Genomic DNA, 18,146 nt, shown 5'->3' with positions numbered 1-18,146 from the left:
ACTACCTTGCGCCGTCAGAGTTTGCGGCGAAACATCGGGCAACCGCGGATACTCCTGCCGCTTTCCAGGAGTTGGTTTAAAGGGACTTTGCTAGAAGCCCATTGGCCCTATTGATGGGGGCAGGTCACGCTCACTTTGCCCATGGCGCCTTCCAATTCGGATTGTTCCGGTTAGAGACCTGCACCACCGCGCCATTCTTTGTTCACAACGACGTACGAGCCGTCGCTCATCATGGTTGCCTCGTCACCAACCCAAATTTTCCCAAGTCGGTTAGCCTCAGCCGTCGTCCCGATACCAATAGAATCGTTGATGTTGTTTGTGCCGCTACCATTCACCGCAGCTGCGAGCCTAGGGTCCTGAGCAGCAATATTGGCTAAGTTCTCATTCAGGAGTTGCCCTCCAAATCTTGAAGGGTTGCAGCGTTGGCCGTACCTTCGGACGTCACTGTTGTCCATGTGGCAAAGAATTAGCCTACGTCGCTAGCCTCCACGGTCGCAAGCGCGTACGCATCGTCCGCTGCCAAGAACGCCTCTACTTCATATGCGACCGGCGCTGCTGGGTCACCGAATACCAACACCACTGTGACCAATGTTCCAGCTGGCAGCACTACGGTTCGATGCTCCCCGATCACGGTTGCTTCCAACGATTTCGACAATGCAAAGGTGTCGTTCTCTTTCATCGCGTTCATTTTTTTGCTGGGATACCTGTTACCAATCGAACTGTACCGGAGTTGTCCTTCATGAAGACAAACGACGTGTCAATAGTCTTTCCATTCGCCCCGGTGATTGGAATAACCTGTTCGTAGGTTTGTCCGTACTGCGTGGTCTTCGTCGGAACAGCAGTGGCGGGGTCAAAATATAGTTGACTTGCCAAATCCTGCCAGTTCCTCTGGTCGAAGCCCAATGCTTGACTAAACCAATTAGCCTTAGTTTGGTTCTGTGGATGCGCCGGGTCCAGCAAATAACCGCTCAACTTGCTTTCGAGGTTTGACGTATCGAAACCAACGTTGTTCGTGGCCTGAGGCCCTGACGACGAAGCCGAACCGCCGCCGCTCGAATCATCGCTCCCGCCCGCGGACATTGTAGGCGCCCCCGGCGTTACCACTGGCGTTACCGCCATGCCGCAAGCACCGGGGCCCGCCGGACATGGAATCGGCGTAACAACAGCCGTCGCAGTCGGGGGCGTCCCGTTACCCCCGCCGCTCGGCCCGTTCAGATCGTCCGGATTGACATATGGGCCCTGCGGACCATTTTGCGCGATCTTCTTCAGCAACGCATTACCGAGATTCGTGGCTCCGCGCCCTGCCGACTTCGCCTGCTGGAGGGCCCAGTCGCCCATCGCGTTAAGCGGATCGTTCAGCTCATCAGACAGGCTATACACGAACAATCCTGTCGCCTTCAGGTCCTGCTGTTCGCTTATATAGCCGGCACCACGCTGTTGCGACGCCAACGCTGCCGCATACGCCGGGTCGTTGCTCGACAACTGCGCCGCACACTGCACCAGATAGCACGCCGCATCGGCGAGTCGGTCCTGTTCGTCTTTCGGTTGTCCCTTTTGCAACTGCGCCAGCTTCTGCTTTTCATTCGGATGCAACTGCCGGTTATAGAGATCGGCGCTCAACGCACCATTCGCACCACTCAGTGCGCCAGCCGCCCCGCCGATCGCGCCACCTACCGCCGCACCAGCCAATCCCGATGCGACGTTCCCCAGCACCGTGCCACCAAGCGTATCACCCAGCGCGCCACTCGCAGCATTGCCCACCATGTCACCCGCCACCGTGCCGCCGATTGCGCCCGCCACATTGCCCCCGCCCATCGCTGCACCGATTCCAGCAACTCCTGCATGCGAAGCGATGCGCGCAGCCCCATCTGGCCCCCACATCGCCACCTGTGCATTCGCGGCAGTCAAATCTGCCTGAGCTTGCTGAGCCGCCGCGTCATCGTGAATCGCATTTGCTTGATCCAGTCGTTGCTGAGCATCGCGTGCGTTGGCCTTCGCGCGGTTTTGAAGCGCATCCGCCACGTCACCGACCACCTGCATGCCGACCTGTCCGACCGACTGCTGAACCGCAATGTCGTTCTGCACGTTCTGCGCATTGAACGTGTTCTGTACCGCACCATTCGCATTCGCCGTGTCGCGGCTCAAACCGACGGTGCTGTCGTGCCCGGTACCCGCGTCGCCCCGCACCGTGATCGCGCCCGGACTCACCGCCGCATACGTCGTCCCCGACGCGTCGCTGCTCGTGCCCGCCGCCGAGAATCCGCTCGGTCCCAAACCTTGCGAGTTCTGCGGCCCAGGCAACTTGTTCGCGATCGAGGTGACCGGTGTCTTCAACATGGCTCCGCCCGGCCCGCTCCAACCAAAACCGCCACTCGCACTGAAGCCGACCGTATCGCCCGAATAGCTCGCGTGATTTTCCAGATTCGTGAAGCCCAGCGTCTGGGTCGACAAACTGTTCTTGTCCGGCGTCGCCGTGCTCGCGATCACACCGCCGTCAAGCTGCGTATGGTTTCCGACATTCACGTCGTACCCGCCCGTGCCTGCATAGATCCCGCTTTGCTGGTTCACCGACTGGTAGTTCGCGTTGATGTTCTGCTGGCCCGATCACTTGTCCAGCATTAACCTCCCGGACGTAGTTGATGTCCCCACCGCTCTGAATGGTTCGGCTCACTGGTGTAGAAACCGTGGCCGGGCTTTGCAACAACGTTTTAAGGTCGCTTTCATTAATCGAAAACTGGCTCGCATTCACCGTAGGGTCGAGGTGTCGATCACCTATGTGATCCATGCCGTCGTTGGTCACGTTGATTCGCGACTGTACTCGGCTAGGTACGCCGCCCGCAATACTGTCGGTGGTACCCAGAGACGGAGTCGTAGCCTCGCCGCGCGCACCTCGCGCCGCGTGAACCGGAACGCCTCACGCGTCTCGTCGCGGGCCGCGCACTGCGCCATCACCCAGTCGGACAGCAACGTCAGCAGCCGCCGCGTCTGCGGCGGCAGTTCATCGAGCGTGCGCCCCAGTACGTCGTGCGCGATGCGGTTGGCCAGCGCAATATCGTCGCGCGTCACCTCAATGTAGTCGAGCGTCTGGCCGCGATGCTCAACCCGCTTCACTTCGCGCTGGTGCTGGTGCAGCAGTGCAATCGAGCGGATCAGCGTCAGGTATTTCACGTGGTCACGACGCGTTCTCGTCTTGTCGTCCAGGAACGTCAGCAGGTGGGCGAACGGATTGACCACGTGCACCGGTTTCAATAGCCGCTGCGCGTTGCGGTGCAGCGCCGTGACCGCCTCGCGATCCGTTGCGGCCAGCAGCCCTTCAAGCGTCTGCGCCGCCCGCTGGCGCACGTGAATCGCCCGCGTCTGCTCGCGCGTCTCGTTGATCGTCAGCACCAGACACCGGTTCAGCAGCTCTTCATCGACGTCGATCGCCGTCGTCGTCAGCATCAGCATCACCGGACCCTTCACCCGGTACTGCTTCGTCACCAGGTTGCCGGTCGCTTCGTCCTTGCCCGTCGAGGCAATCGTCAGTTCGCCATCGGACTGCAACAGCTTCAATGCATACGCCGCCTGCCGCACCCCTTCCTCTTCCGCGATCGCCAGAATCTTGTGCTGCAAATCCGTCTCGCCCAGATAGAACAGGCTTTGCCCCGTCATCGCGCTGTACTGGATGCGCTCCTCGTCGGGCATCAGGTTCAGCACCGCGTCCATCAGCGACGTCTTGCCCGCCGCGCTGGTCGACTGGATCAGGATCGCCAGCGGCGCATCGAGCTTGCGCGACACCGCCGCGAGATAGCCCGCCAGCAGGTTCGCCGACTCCCCGACGATCCCGCAGCGGTCCATGTCGGCCACGATGCGCTCAACCAGCTCCGGCGACTTCAGCAGCTCGAGCGCCGCGCGCTGCGCTTCATCATCGAGCACCGGCGCGGCGTCCTTCGGCGCGAGCGCCGCCTGAATCGCCGCATCCTGCAACGCCTCCAGCTTCAGCAACACCCGCCCAAGACCCCGCTTGACCGTCTCTTCCTGGCAACCCAGTTCGATTGACGCCACCTTGATATACGCCGCACGCTGCTTCGCGCTGTACACATCCAGCGTATCAATGTGATACCCGTTTTCGTTGCGCACCTGCGCATTCACCCGCATCTGCTCGGGGCCGAGATTCTTCTGCCAGCCCCGCAGCCGCCAGTGCCGTTCGCCAAACGTCAGCAGCAGTTCGCCCGCCGCGCCTTCGGCCTCGACCGGTTCAGGCTCCGTCGCCGGCGCAGTGGCCGGCACAGGTGGCAACGCGCGCGGCAATTCAGGCAACAGCGGTTTATCCGGTGCGGCCATCGCGGCTAAAGAGGAAGCAGGTTCGGGATGTTCGGGCGTGGGCGCAACGGCAGGCGTTGCCAGAACCGGCGAGGTCTGCGCACCAGAAGACGCTTCCTTTCTAGCCGACAGGTGCGGCGCCCCCATGACCGCCGTGCTCACGCCGGACCGCTTCCCCTTGCCCAGCCATTCGGACTGTTGCAGCAGCAGCCCCAGGCCCTTTTGCGCAGGCTGCACCTTGCGCGCATACTCGTTCGCATCCATCCCCTTCGGGAACAGCACCCGGAAACACTCGATGCCGGTTTCCAGCAGTTCCGTCGCAAGCGTGGCCGCTGCCGCATCGCCCGCATCGTCGCGGTCATATGCGATCAGCACCCGCCGCGTACCGTACCGCTTCAGTGCGGCCCAGTGGTCGTCCGTAAAGCCGTTCACGCCGTACGCCGCGATCACATTGCGATAGCCCGCGCACCAGAACGTCATCGCATCGATCAGCGATTCGCACACGATAATCTCGCGATCCGCCATCAGCGCCGACACGTTCCACACCCCACGCAGCGGTACGCCCAGGTACAGGTGTCGCACCCCATCGCGGCCCATCTTCGCGTCCGCCGTGCGCCACCCGTACATCTGCCACACCCGGCCGCGATCGTCGCCTTCTTCCTCCTCGCCCAGCACCGGCACCACCACGCACCCGCCCATCTGCTCGTAGCCCGTCGCCCGCATCACCCCCAGCCGCTGCAACTGCTCGCGCACCGCACGGCCCGCCACAGTGTGCTTTTAGGCAGCCGGTACGTCAGCGTCGAGTTCGCATACCCCATTGTACTGCTCGCTGTCCGGGCAATAACCGGCGTACGCCTATCCTGCCGTAGGGCAGGAATTTTGAACATTCAAAATCGCTTTGCCCTCAATAGGATCATCAGCGCGATCGCGAAGCCATAAAGCACGAACCCGGCGCGCGCCCAAGTTTGCCTTTGTGTTTACATAGATGCGTCTTCGTCAGCTATTGCCCTAGGCAAGAATTCACGACCACGCTTTGCGATCTCATCCCACTGTTCAACAGATAACGCAACGTTCTTATCATTCACATAAAAGGTGAATGCAAGCTGCTTTTCTTCGGTAACACCTACTTCCATAAAGGGATTGCTTTCACCCTGCATATAGACACAGATGTACGGATACAAGCTATTGATGTCGCCAACTTTTTCAAAGATCAAACCATAGCTCATTTCTGCAACCCTCTAAATCCGATGAACTCACCCGATGTTGTCCAGCTAGCCGCCCGACCGTCAGGAAGTGTGTATGTAACCCATCCATTCGGATACCTTCCACCTGCGCCGGTGGTCTTTGTGCCATTTTGCAGGATATCTTGTACCGCATTCGCAGCCAATTCATTCAATTGCGCGTCACTTCGGTAAACCTGTCTGAGATCTTGTGTAGAGTCGAAACCGAAGTATTCGGGATGTTTGGTAACGGAGCGACCAGCATTTGTTATTGCTTGCCCATCCTTGAATGGTTGGTTTGCTGCACTTGCAAGATCGCCGGTGCTGTCGTTCACGGACGGCTGTCCATCGCCCCCGCCCGCAGACATTGTAGGTGCCCCCGGCGTTACCACTGGCGTTATCGCCATGCCGCAAGCACCTGGGCCCGCCGGACATGGAATCGGCGTAACAACAGCCGTCGCAGTGGGGGGCGTCCCGTTACCCCCGCCGCTCGGCCCGTTCAGATCGTCCGGATTGACATATGGGCCCTGCGGACCATTTTGCGCGATCTTCTTCAGCAGCGCATTACCGAGATTCGCTGCTCCGCGCCCTGCCGACTTCGCCTGCTGGAGGGCCCAGTCGCCCATCGCGTTAAGCGGATCGTTCAGCACATCAGACAGACTATACACGAACAATCCTGTCGCCTTCAGGTCCTGCTGTTCGCTTATATAGCCGGCACCACGCTGTTGCGACGCCAACGCTGCCGCATACGCCGGGTCGTTGCTCGACAACTGCGCCGCACACTGCACCAGATAGCACGCCGCATCGGCGAGTCGGTCCTGTTCGTCTTTCGGTTGTCCCTTTTGCAACTGCGCCAGCTTCTGCTTTTCATTCGGATGCAACTGCCGGTTATAGAGATCGGCGCTCAACGCACCATTCGCACCACTCAGTGCGCCAGCCGCCCCGCCGATCGCGCCACCTACCGCCGCACCAGCCAATCCCGATGCGACGTTCCCCAGCACCGTGCCACCAAGCGTATCACCCAGCGCGCCACTCGCAGCATTGCCCACCATGTCACCCGCCACCGTGCCGCCGATTGCGCCCGCCACATTGCCCCCGCCCATCGCTGCACCGATTCCAGCAACTCCTGCATGCGAAGCGATGCGCGCAGCCCCATCTGGCCCCCACATCGCCACCTGTGCATTCGCGGCAGTCAAATCTGCCTGAGCTTGCTGAGCCGCCGCGTCATCGTGAATCGCATTTGCTTGATCCAGTCGTTGCTGAGCATCGCGTGCGTTGGCCTTCGCGCGGTTTTGAAGCGCATCCGCCACGTCACCGACCACCTGCATGCCGACCTGTCCGACCGACTGCTGAACCGCAATGTCGTTCTGCACGTTCTGCGCATTGAACGTGTTCTGTACCGCACCATTCGCATTCGCCGTGTCGCGGCTCAAACCGACGGTGCTGTCGTGCCCGGTACCCGCGTCGCCCCGCACCGTGATCGCGCCCGGACTCACCGCCGCATACGTCGTCCCCGACGCGTCGCTGCTCGTGCCCGCCGCCGAGAATCCGCTCGGTCCCAAACCTTGCGAGTTCTGCGGCCCAGGCAACTTGTTCGCGATCGAGGTGACCGGTGTCTTCAACATGGCTCCGCCCGGCCCGCTCCAACCAAAACCGCCACTCGCACTGAAGCCGACCGTATCGCCCGAATAGCTCGCGTGATTTTCCAGATTCGTGAAGCCCAGCGTCTGGGTCGACAAACTGTTCTTGTCCGGCGTCGCCGTGCTCGCGATCACACCGCCGTCAAGCTGCGTATGGTTCCGGACATTCACGTCATACCCGCCCGTGCCTGCATAGATGCCGCTTTGCTGGTTCACCGACTGGTAGTTCGCGTTGATGTTCTGCTGGCTCGCGCTCGCGCTACCGCTAACGGTCTGGCCGTAGCAGAACGGAGGCACGCAAATGCTTGCCTGGAATCCAGCGCTCGACTGCTTACTGTCGTACGTGGCGGTGTCCTGTTGGCTCGCGATATTGAGGTCGCGCCCAACACTCGTATTGACCGCATTGCCCGAGACCTCCGCGCCACGCAAATTCGTATCCCGCCCGCTCGTCATCGACAACGTATCGCCCGCGGTAATTTGCGTGTCACGATTGGTCACGCCTTGGCCATTCGCATGGCCTTTGGATGCATTCGCGGCCAATTCCAGCGTGAAGCCGTTCTGCTGTCCTCCGATACCCAGCCCGACACCGACGCTACCTCCGCTGCTACTGTTGTGGCTCGCAAGTTGGTTCGTGTCCTGGGCGCTTTGGAGATTGATGTCGCGCGCCGCATTCAACGTCACGTTCTGCCCGGAAATCTGCGTACCACGCGCGTTGATGTCGCCATCCGTCGCAAAGCCACTCGCGTCCTGCTTACCGCTGCCGGTCGCGATCAGGTTCACGTTGCCGCCCGCGTGCAGCGTGCTGCCGTCGTTCGACAGGGAACTGCTCTGCGAGTCACTATGGCTCGAGCCGCCTCCGATGCTCACCGTGGCCTTGATCAACGGTTGACTCGTCGGCCCCTTGCTCAACGCCGTACCAACTTGATACGCGTTGTACGCCGCAAGTCCGGCCTGTGCCTTGTCCAGCGCCGCCAACCGCGAATCGCCCCCGCGCGCGGGCTGCGCAAATGCTTGATTGGCTTGCGCGACGGCGTTCCCGATCGCACCGCCAAGCGCCACGCTCACGCCGAACTGACTGGAATCCTGACTCATCCGGCTCTGTGTCGCGTCCGTACCCGGATCGAGATTCAGGTTCTTGCCGATCAGCGTCAGATCCTTACCCGCGCTCAAATCGGAACCGGCGACCGTGATGTCCTGCTTCGCATCGAGCGTCACGTTGCCGTTGCCGCTGACGATCTGGCTGCGCATCGTGCTTTGGGTCTGCGAAGCCGTGTCCTGGACACTATGGTTCTTCGCCACACCGACGCTAAAACCGGTAGCCGTGCCGTTACTGCCCAGACTGCCGATCTGCTGACTGCTCGATTCCTGGTGGCTCGTACTCGTGTCAAGCCCGGCCAGCACGTTGATTGCGCCCTGTGTGGCGACGAGATCGACGCCCTGCGTTCCACTGATGCCCGAGCCGACGACGTTGATGTCGCCCGTCTTGCTCTTGATGACGACGCTATTACCCGTGACCGATGCCGCCGTTTGCTGCGTCATCGTCTGGCTGCCGTCCGAATTGCTCCGGCTCGCATTGTACGGCGACGGGCTGTTGCCACCCGTGTTCGCCGTGCCACCCACCCAGCGCCCCAAATCGCCCAGGCTCGGCGATGCCGCTTGAACGCCCCATGACGAACCGGACGATTGTGTCGACTGCTGCAAGTGATCAGTCGATGCCTGCAAGTTGACGTTACGGTTCGCATCCAGCGTCGCCGTGCCGCCCGCGCTGATTGCCGAGCCGATCACGGAAATATCGCCATCCACGATGTTGCCGTTCGCGTCCTTCTGCGCGCCGCCAGTCGCTTTCACGGTCACGTTTCCACCACCGCGAACCGTGCTTCCCAAGTTCGTCAAACTCGACATATCGGTCGTAGAGCTGCTACGGCTCTGTCCGTACGACACGGAGATCCCCGGCACGTCTGCCGCGCTTGCGCCGATCTCGTTGCCCACTGCTTGGCCGCGCTGGAAGGCGTTACCCGACGACGCATTCGCCTTCAGGTTGCGTACCGTATCGTACGGCGTACCGGTCACGGCAACGGTCAGGCCACTCGAATGCGCTTCGCGTTGATCGTGCGATTGCGCCACATCCTGCCCTGGATCAATCGTCACGTTCTGCCCGGTGATACTGATATTGCCCGTGTTTCCGTCGACGTCGCCCGCCGCCTTGCCTGCCACGAAATCGCTGCCGCTGATATGGACGTCCTTCCCGCCCGATACGGTCACGTTGCCTTCAACGCTGCCGACCGTACTGCGCGACTGGCTCTGCGTCGTCGAAGCCGCGTTATACCGGTCGCTCTGTTCGCTCGATCCGATCGTAATGCCAAGTCCACCCGAGCCAGACAAGCCCGAATGCTTCTCTTGGTGATACTCGTTGTCCTGATACGTGTCGGTCGCCGCCGTGATGTTGACGTTGTTTTTAGCGGACAGCGCCACGTCGTGCGTCCCGACAATGGCGCTACCGGTGACGTTGATGTCTTTCCCGCTGACGACCGTTACGCCGTCAGCCGAAATCGCGCTGCCATTGGCATACGTGGTGGTCTGGTCGACGCGGTTTGTCGCGCTCGCATGACTTGCAACGCCGCTGTGGTCGTGCGATTCGTTCATGTTCGACACGTGCGTTTCGGTCGCCGCGCCGACGTTCACGTTGCCGACCGCCATCAGGCCCACGTTGCCCTGGTCAAGCAAGATCGTGCTTCCGATGACGCTGATGTCCTTGCCCGAAGCAACGCTCAAGGTATTGCCGCTATGCACCGTCGTGCCAACGACGGTCTGGTCGGACGTGTGCAACGTTTCCGAATAGCTGCCGTGGTGATCGCTACCCGAACTGTTGCTGTCGACCGTCGACGTAGCGCTCGCAGCGCCGAGCGTGATATTGCCCTTGGCCGCGATCGTTCCGCCGTTGCCCAGGTTGATTTGCGCGCCGCTCGCGGTCAGATCCCCATTCACTCCGATCATCGACACGCCGCCGACATTCACAGCGCTACCAACCACGCCATTGATGTCGGTATTCGATACGCCATTCGCGCGCTGCACGATCTTGTGCTCGCCGACTTGCTGCGTACCGAGGTCGTAGTTTCCCCCAATCAGCATGCCGAGATTGCCGCCGACCGTCAGCGCGCCCGCATGCTGCTCGACATTGCCACCTGTCATGATTCCCGCATCGCCCTTGACGTCGAGCTGAGCAATCGGCCCGAGCGTCGTCGTCACACTCGTTGCGCCATCGCGACTCACCCGGGTGTCGCTTTTCACGGCGGAATCGAGAATCAGGTCGCCACCGGCATTCAGATACAGGCTTCCGGCCTTGACCTTCGCCGACGTCAAATCGACATTGCCAGTCGTCGTCAACGACATGAGCCCACCACTCTGCAACGCGCCGAACGCGTTATCGATCTGCTTGCCCTGAATCGACAGCGTGTTGTCCGCCTTCACCGTCCCGCTGTTCGTGAAGTTCTGCGCGTCCTTCAGATCGATGTCCGTCGCGGTAATCAGCGGGCCGTTGACGTTCTGCTGGTTCGCCTGCGCGAGGTACACGACCGGCACGAGCACCGATTGGCCGTCGACCACTCGCGTTTCCATCATGATCACGTTGTTCGTGAGCTGCGATACCTGCTCGGCCGACAGGCTCGCGCCCAGCGAGAGATTAAGCGTCTTCTCCAACGATGCACCCGCCGCCATCAACTGCTGATACATCGTCTGAAGATCCGTGTACGGACCCAATACCGCACGGCCGGTCAGCGAAGTGACCTGATTGCGTACGAGTTGCTGCTCGTAGAATCCATCACCCAGACGCTTCGGAATATGCGTGAGGTCGACGCCGATCTGACTGAAGAAGTAGTCGCTGGAGATGAAGCGCTTCTGGTTCGTGAATGCCGGGTTCGTCTCGATCGCATAGCTCGCGTTCGGCGACGGATTCGGTCTGTACAGACCGCCCTGCGGGATCGTCAGATTGTTCAGGACGTTCTGCGCCGTCGCGCTGGCGATGACCGGCGAGACCGTGATCACCCCACCATGCACGGCCGAAGCGCCCGACTTCGTGCCGCTCGCGCTTCCGCTCAGCCCACCAATCATCAGACCGGGGACGGATTGACCGGGCAGCAGACCGAGCGACGGAATCGACGCGTTTGCGGCCGTGTTATTGATGCTGACACCCGTGCCGGAGATCGTGCCGTTCGAACCCAACGTCGAATCGTAGCTCGGCAGACTGTAGGTCTTGACGTCCGCTGGCGCGACTTGGGTATAGCCGCCCGGACGGCTCGTCACGAACGGGGCGTTGCCGAACGGCAATTGCCAGTTGTATTCGCTGCTGTCGTAGTTGTTGTAGTGGTACTGGCCCGAGTACGTCACCGTCACGGTCGGCGCCTGCTGGCCCGTCGCCGCCCAACCGTTGCCGTCATAGTTTTGCGGCAAGTCGAGGTTGCCAACGGCCGTGATGCTGCTCCAGTAGTTTTGCAGGGTACCGGTCGATGTTGCATTGAGACTGCCGCCCGACACGATTTGCGCAGTCGGGCTCAATGCCGTGACCGTGTTCGCCACAGCCGTTCCAGTATAGGTCGTGTAGAAGTACCCGCTGTTCCACTGGCCGCCGTGAGGCGGCTCAATGTACATGCCGCCCGGCTGTTTGATCAACGCGGCCGTTTCGGCCGGTGTGATGTTGTCGGACCGGAGACCGGCGATCATCTGTCCCCCTCCCGCGCAATTCACCGCGAAGTACGATGCGCAACCTGACAGGCTAATGCCGTATTGCGCGAGGGCCGCCGGATCGACGTTACTCGTGCTTCCCGAGGTGCTCATCACACGACGCGTGCTCGTCACCTTATCGGCGTGCAACTCCATATCGCCGCCGGACTGGATCAACGCCGACGAGTTGTTGACGAGTGCCGCATTCGTGTAATTGCCGCTCGCGTCCTTACCACCCGCGAGTACGACCTTACCCATCCCGAAAATCGCCGTCGTCGGCATCGAATCCGTCGCCGTCGTGTCGTCACGGTTTTCGATATCGTGCGCGAGAATTTCAAGCGTGCCGTTGCTATCCGATGCACCGATCAAGGCCGTCGGCCCGACGTTCGACACCGTGCCCGTTGCGTTGAGCGAGACGCTGCCGCCCACCAGCGACCCGGTATTGGTGAGGTTGCCCGATTGCGTATGCAGCAAACCGCCGGCTGACAGTGCGCCGGAGTTGACGATGTTGCCGGCATTGACGCTCAGATCGTTGACCGACTGCACGTTGCCGCTGTTGTCGAACGTACCGGGCAACGCAAACGCAAGATCATGGCCGACGTTGAACTGATAGTCGGGCGTCACCGAGAAATCGCCCTGCAAATTGACGCTCGCATCGTGGGCCGCGCTATAGGTACCGCCACCTTGCAGCGTCGGCGCTGTCACCGTCAGGTCGTGCGTCGAACTGATCTGCCCGTTCGTGTTCGTGATCGCGCCGCTGGTCGTCACGGCCACATCGCCGCTCGAATTCGCGACGTTACCGATCTGCCCGCCGCTGTTGTCCAAGGTCGTCCCCTGAACATGCAGCGAGGCGCCGCTCAGCTGGCCACCTTGCGTGTTGGAAATCGACGCAGCGTTCACCATCACGTCACCGTTACCGGTGATCGCACCCATCCCCGACACACCACCGGCGTTGCTGTTGGTGATCTGACTGCCGCCCTGCACGGTCATTTGGCCGGCGCCAAGGTCGGCGATCGACCCGTCGGCGTTGTCGATCGACGCGGACTGGATGCGCAGCGTGCTCGTGTCGCCTGCCACGGTCTGGCCGGCCTGAATATGCCCGCCCTGGTTCACCAGCGCGCCGCCGTTCGTCAACGACAAGGACGTTCCTGCGCGCACCAGGCCTTGCGCGTTGTTCACGTCGCCCGCGATCGTCGCGGCGATGTCGCCCTGTGCCGCGAAGATGCCGCTCGTATTGTCCCAGCCGCTCGCGCCGACGACTGCATTGCCCTTGGTGACAACGGTGCCGCCCGCGTTGTTCACTGCACCTGCACCGCTGCCTGGTTCAATCGTCAGCGTACCCGCGCCGGCATGCGTAATCGTTCCGCCAGCGTTGTTCAATTGCGCGGGAGCGAGCGTCAGGTCCGTACTGTTCGTCTGGATCACACCGCCAGCGGAATTGTCGAGCGTGCCGCTCACATTGACGCCCATCGCCGACGACCCATACTGCGTGATCGTGCCGCCGTGGTTCGTCAGATTCGGCGTGCTCAGTGCGAGCTGATTGGCTGTGAGCTGTCCACCGCTATTGTCGAGCGTCGAATCGGCTGTGACCGACAGATTCGGGGCAACGATCGCGCCGCCCTGATTCGTCATCGAACCCGTGTGAATCGTCGCATTCGTGCTCGCGCCGATTTGGCCGCCATCGTTCGTCAACGTGCCGCTCGTCGAGCCGAGCTCCGTGTTGGACAGCAGCTTGCCGTTGGTATTGTTCAGCGTGCCGCCAACCACCGCGATCAGCCCGCTTTGCGCGTTGATGGAACCCGAGGTGTTGTTCAGCGAGCCGCTTTGCGCCGCGATATGTCCATTGCTGGCAATCGCGCCGCCGACGTTCGACACCGAACCCGCACCGTTGCCCAACGTCAGCGTACCCGTGCCGGCGTGGACGATCGTGCCACCATCGTTGACCAGCGCAGCAGGGGCCAGCGTGACGTCTGTGCCGTTCGTCTGCAGCGTGCCGCCACTCGAATTGTCGAGCGTGCCCGATACATTGACGGCCATCGTGCCGGTGCCGATCTGCGTGATCGTGCCGCCGCGATTGACGAGACTGGTACCGGTCAACGCGACCTGTTGGGCTTGCACGGTGCCTGAGCTGTTGTCGAGCGTAGTGCCGTTCAACGCGGCGGTTTGGCCCATGATCGTGCCGCCGCTGTTGGCCAGGTGCGCAGCGGCGTCGACCGCCACGTTCTGCGCGGCCTGCAAGGACCCGCTGCCGTTGTCGATCGACTGGCCGGCCACGTGCAAATTCGTATTGGACGTGATCGTCGCGTGGTTGGCGATCGCCCCGCCTTGCACCGTCACGTCGCCGTTGCCGCCGATCACGCCACCTTGCGCGCCGGCCGCCGTCGTACCTGCCGCATTCGTGAGTTGGCCCGTCGCGGTCAACACCATCCCGTCGCTATTGAGCGACGTAATGCGGCCGGCCGTATTGTCGATCGTGATTGCATCGACCGTGGCACGACCAGCGCTCTGGACCGTACCTTGGTTGTTCGCGACCGTGCTGCCGCGCAGCGCCATCGTGCTCTGCGAAACGAATACGCCGGACTGGTTCGCGATCTGGTCGGCGGCCGTCACCGACAGCGGCCCTTGCGACGACACCGCGCCGTTCCGGTTCGACACGTCGTTGCCCGTCAGGCTCGTTGCACCGCCGCTCGTCAGGTTGCCTCGATCATTGATGACCGTGCCTGCGGCATTCGCCGTGATGGCCCCTTGGGCGCTCGCCGTCGCGTTCGTGAAGTTGACGTCGCCGGCCGTGGCCGTGAGCGAAAGATCGCCGTTCGCGGCCGTCGTGCTGCCCGCGAGGTTCACGCCGTAGCCTTTCGCGCTCACGTTGCCGCCCGCAACGTTCTTGCCGGTCGCATTGAGCTGGCCCGTCGTCGCGAGTTGCAGGTCGCCGGTTTGCGTCACGGAACCGTCGCTGTTCACGCCTGCGCCGAGCAACCCGGTCGAATTCAGCGAGCCCGCGGTCACGCCGACGTGATGTTGCGCAGCCAGCGTACCGGTATTGACGACGTCCGCACCGGTATTCACCGACACCGACTGCTGGCCGTAGGTGGTGCCGCTGTTCTCGACTCCGCCTGCAGCAGAAATGGCGGCGTTCCCGGCCGACGAAACCTTGCCCGACTGAATCAGCCGCCCGTCGGTAGTCAACGTCAGCCCCATCGCGTCCGCCGCGATCGTCCCGGCGTTTCGGACTCCGACGCCGCCCTCGGTGCCGACCAACAGGATGCGATTGCTGTACATGCCGCCCAATTGCGCAACGTCGATCGCAACCGCAGGCGCCGCACCATCGCCCTGAATGCGGGTCGCCTCGAGGGTGTCGTGATTGACCCGATTCGCACCGGCGATCACGTTCAGGTTCGTCGCATAGATGGCGGCGTTCGCCTGTACGGCTCTGGAAATGAGGTCGACCTGATCCACGTTCGTGGCATTCAGGCCCGCGCCCTGTACCGCGATGAGGCCGCGCGTCACACTGAAACCCGCCAGTGATCCGTCCGGATTCAGGTTCGGCGTGCCGGTGGTCAGGATTGCACGCGAGGTATTGATGAAGCCGCCACCATCCACGACCAGTCCCGACGGATTGGAAATGATCATCTCCGCACGCTGGCCGGCGATCTCGACGAAACCCCTCAGTTGCGACGGGTTCGGGCTGTTGACCTGGTTGATGATGATCCTGGCCGAACCGTTCGGGCCGAGATTCGGGTTGCCGTTGATGTACCCGGCCTGCTGCGTATTCGTCAGCGTAGGCGAGTTGTTGACGATCACGCCGGGTTTGGGCACATCGAACTGCGAATAGGTATTCAACGACACGCCCGCACCGGACGGCTTCGTGATGTTGACCTGTTGGAGACCGTTTTGCGTCTGGATGACCGACGGCGCGTTCGCGCCCGCGCCCACGACCTGCGCATTTGCCCACATCGGCGTGATCCCGGCCGCGACCAGCACCGCGAATGCAGCATGGCGCAAGGCAAAGCTCGCCGACGCGCTCGCCACGCGATCGCCAACGGCGCGCGACGCTTCACCCTTGGTGACTTTCCCCGTCGCGTGAGCCGTTTCCTCGACTGCAACGAGCATGCCGCGCACGCGGCTGAATACCAGACGATATTGGTTCTTGTTCATGGATACGGCAAACGCTTCTAGACATGGAGAAAATCGATCGGGAAGCCCCCACGAGTACAGAGACGCTCTCCGATTCCGAAAGCAACGCTGTCTGAGTTTGTCTGCACGTCGCAACGTGTGATCGCGATCGAATGGCGGCCACTCACGCCGAAATCTATCGAAAGGTCCGCATTCACAGTGTCAGAGATTGCAAGTCATCGACTAATAAATTGCACGCCGCCGCGCGCGTGATCGTCGACAGCGTGGAAGATGCCGTGCGGGACGCACCATATCGACCGCCTTCCGCTCGAAACGCGGATGCGGAATTGACATTCCGAAATATTTTTATAATCGACCAGCGATTGATATAAATCCGTATCGAGTGGCCGGCACTCACCATTCAGTCAACCCGAATCGTCACCCGATCCGACTCAACGGAATATTTTCAATGGCCGCTCACTCGTACAACGTTACTCGCGACTAGTCGCGTGACCATTGAGTCGTCACCATCTCAAAATAAGCCAATTGACATTTAAAACAACTAGCAAGTCCGATCGCGAATTGCGGTGGCCGCTTCAACTTGCTCTACGACTCGCGTCTCCAATTCGCAACAGCGCATCGATATGAAGAAACCAGGCACTCCTTAGACTCTAGCTTCAAGTGCAACACCTTTGATGAGATAGGGTGTTGCGATGACGAATTACAAGCATCTGAGCGCCGAAGAGCGCGCGGTGATCATGATCGAGAAGGCCCGGAACACGAGCGTCAGAGCGATTGCAAGGCTGCTTGGCCGCAGCGCGTCGACGATCACACGAGAACTGGCGCGCAATCGTACGGAAGCGCCTCGCTGCTATGACGCCACAAGCGCGGCCAGAGCCTATCGGACGCGCCGCGAGCGAAGTCGGCGTCAGGCGAAACTGGCAGCAGGAAGCACGCTGTACTGGCGGGTGCATCACGATCTGGTTTATCGGTGCTGGTCGCCGCAGCAAATTGCTGCGAGACTTCGCGAGATGCATCCAGACAACCCCGAGCAACGAGTCAGCCACGAAACGATCTACGCGGCGATTTATACCCATCCCCGCGGCGGCTTGAAGCAGGCCATGATTGAGGCCCTGCGTCAGGAGAAACCGGTGCGTGGCAACGCACGCAAGACGCTGGCCCGCAAGAGCTTTGTGCCGGAAGAACTTCGCATCGTCCATCGGCCCGAGGCAATCGAAACGCGCCAATGGCCCGGTCATTGGGAAGGCGATCTCATCAAGGGGGCCTTCAATCGTTCCTGCGTCGGCACACTGGTCGAGCGCAAGACGCGCTTCGTGGTGCTGTGCCGCATGGATGGCTGCACGGCCGAGGATGCACTGGAAGGCTTCACGCGCCAGATGAAGAAGCTGCCGGCCTTTCTGCGGGAAAGCCTGACCTACGATCGCGGATCGGAAATGACCTGTCATGTCGAGCTGGCTGAACGATTGAATCTGGATATCTGGTTCGCGGATCCCTACGCGCCTTGGCAACGAGGCAGCAACGAAAATACCAACGGCCTGCTGCGCCAGTTTCTACCCAAAGGAATGGACCTGTCAGGCGTGACCCAGATGCAGTTGAACGATATTGCCAAGCTGATGAACGGACGCCCTCGTCAAACCCTCAACTGGAAAACCCCCGAAGAGGCCATGGCGATGGAATTGGCTGCCACCGGGTTGGCTAAACGTTGCACTTGATTCTTGAGACCGCCCTGCATGGTGATCGCGTGTCGAATTGGGACGCGCGGCTGATATGCGTGTGCGCGCGGGCAAAGGATTTCCGGTTTCCGGCTGAGGCATACGGCGTCGAGGCATCGCCCGCCGCTGAACGCTACGCGCTCACGACCGTCGAGCGGTTGCAGATGCAGCGCCACAAGATCGGCGCCCGTACGGTCGCTTCCGATCGGAGGTCGCTGCGTTGACGCAGAGGGGAGCCGCCCCGCGCAACATAGTTGGGAAGCGCACCGCATCCCGGCACGGTTGGAGTGCGCGATGACGCAGCCCGCGCTGGTTTACCCCGAGCGCTCGAACGTCGGCCAGAGGTCTGAGGCCCGAAGTTCAACGCATGTCAGACACGAACTCCTGGCAACGGCAGGACGTCTCACCGATGAAACGTCCGG

The 18,146-nt window shown here is 61.4% G+C and carries 6 protein-coding genes; 1 reads left to right on the top strand and 5 read right to left on the bottom strand.

What is annotated here, in order from left to right; genetic code table 11:
* Window positions 1–466: 466 nt before the first annotated feature.
* From C3Y15_RS28840 to C3Y15_RS28815, 5 genes are all read right to left on the bottom strand, one after another.
* Window positions 467–679, bottom strand: a complete 213-nt coding sequence (locus C3Y15_RS28840; RefSeq protein ID WP_224020121.1) for a hypothetical protein — start codon at window positions 677–679, stop codon at window positions 467–469.
* 5 nt (window positions 680–684) lie between these two features.
* On the bottom strand, window positions 685–2,568 hold the full coding sequence (locus C3Y15_RS28835; protein ID WP_069239916.1) for a DUF6883 domain-containing protein: 1,884 nt from the start codon (window positions 2,566–2,568) through the stop codon (window positions 685–687).
* A 228-nt stretch (window positions 2,569–2,796) separates the two neighbouring features.
* Window positions 2,797–5,055: a toprim domain-containing protein gene (locus tag C3Y15_RS28825; RefSeq protein ID WP_196773732.1), complete on the bottom strand. Its 2,259-nt coding sequence runs from the start codon at window positions 5,053–5,055 to the stop codon at window positions 2,797–2,799.
* A gap of 224 nt (window positions 5,056–5,279) precedes the next feature.
* Window positions 5,280–5,528, bottom strand: coding sequence for a hypothetical protein (locus C3Y15_RS28820; RefSeq protein ID WP_059623052.1), 249 nt, complete (start codon window positions 5,526–5,528; stop codon window positions 5,280–5,282).
* On the bottom strand, window positions 5,525–16,033 hold the full coding sequence (locus C3Y15_RS28815) for a hemagglutinin repeat-containing protein (RefSeq protein WP_231129480.1): 10,509 nt from the start codon (window positions 16,031–16,033) through the stop codon (window positions 5,525–5,527). Before C3Y15_RS28815 ends, C3Y15_RS28820 begins: the two co-directional genes overlap by 4 nt.
* Window positions 16,034–16,704: 671 nt before the next feature.
* Here C3Y15_RS28815 and C3Y15_RS28810 point away from each other — a divergent pair.
* Window positions 16,705–17,724 carry an IS30 family transposase gene (locus tag C3Y15_RS28810; RefSeq protein WP_080484403.1) on the top strand — a complete coding sequence of 340 codons (1,020 nt, stop codon included), beginning with the start codon at window positions 16,705–16,707 and terminating at the stop codon, window positions 17,722–17,724.
* Window positions 17,725–18,146: the final 422 nt, after the last annotated feature.

Origin of the sequence: Burkholderia sp. B10 (assembly GCF_004368385.1) — a bacterium.
Lineage (GTDB): Bacteria > Pseudomonadota > Gammaproteobacteria > Burkholderiales > Burkholderiaceae > Burkholderia > Burkholderia vietnamiensis.
Note: the sequence above shows the minus strand (reverse complement) of the source record. Positions and strands in the feature narration are given on the sequence as shown.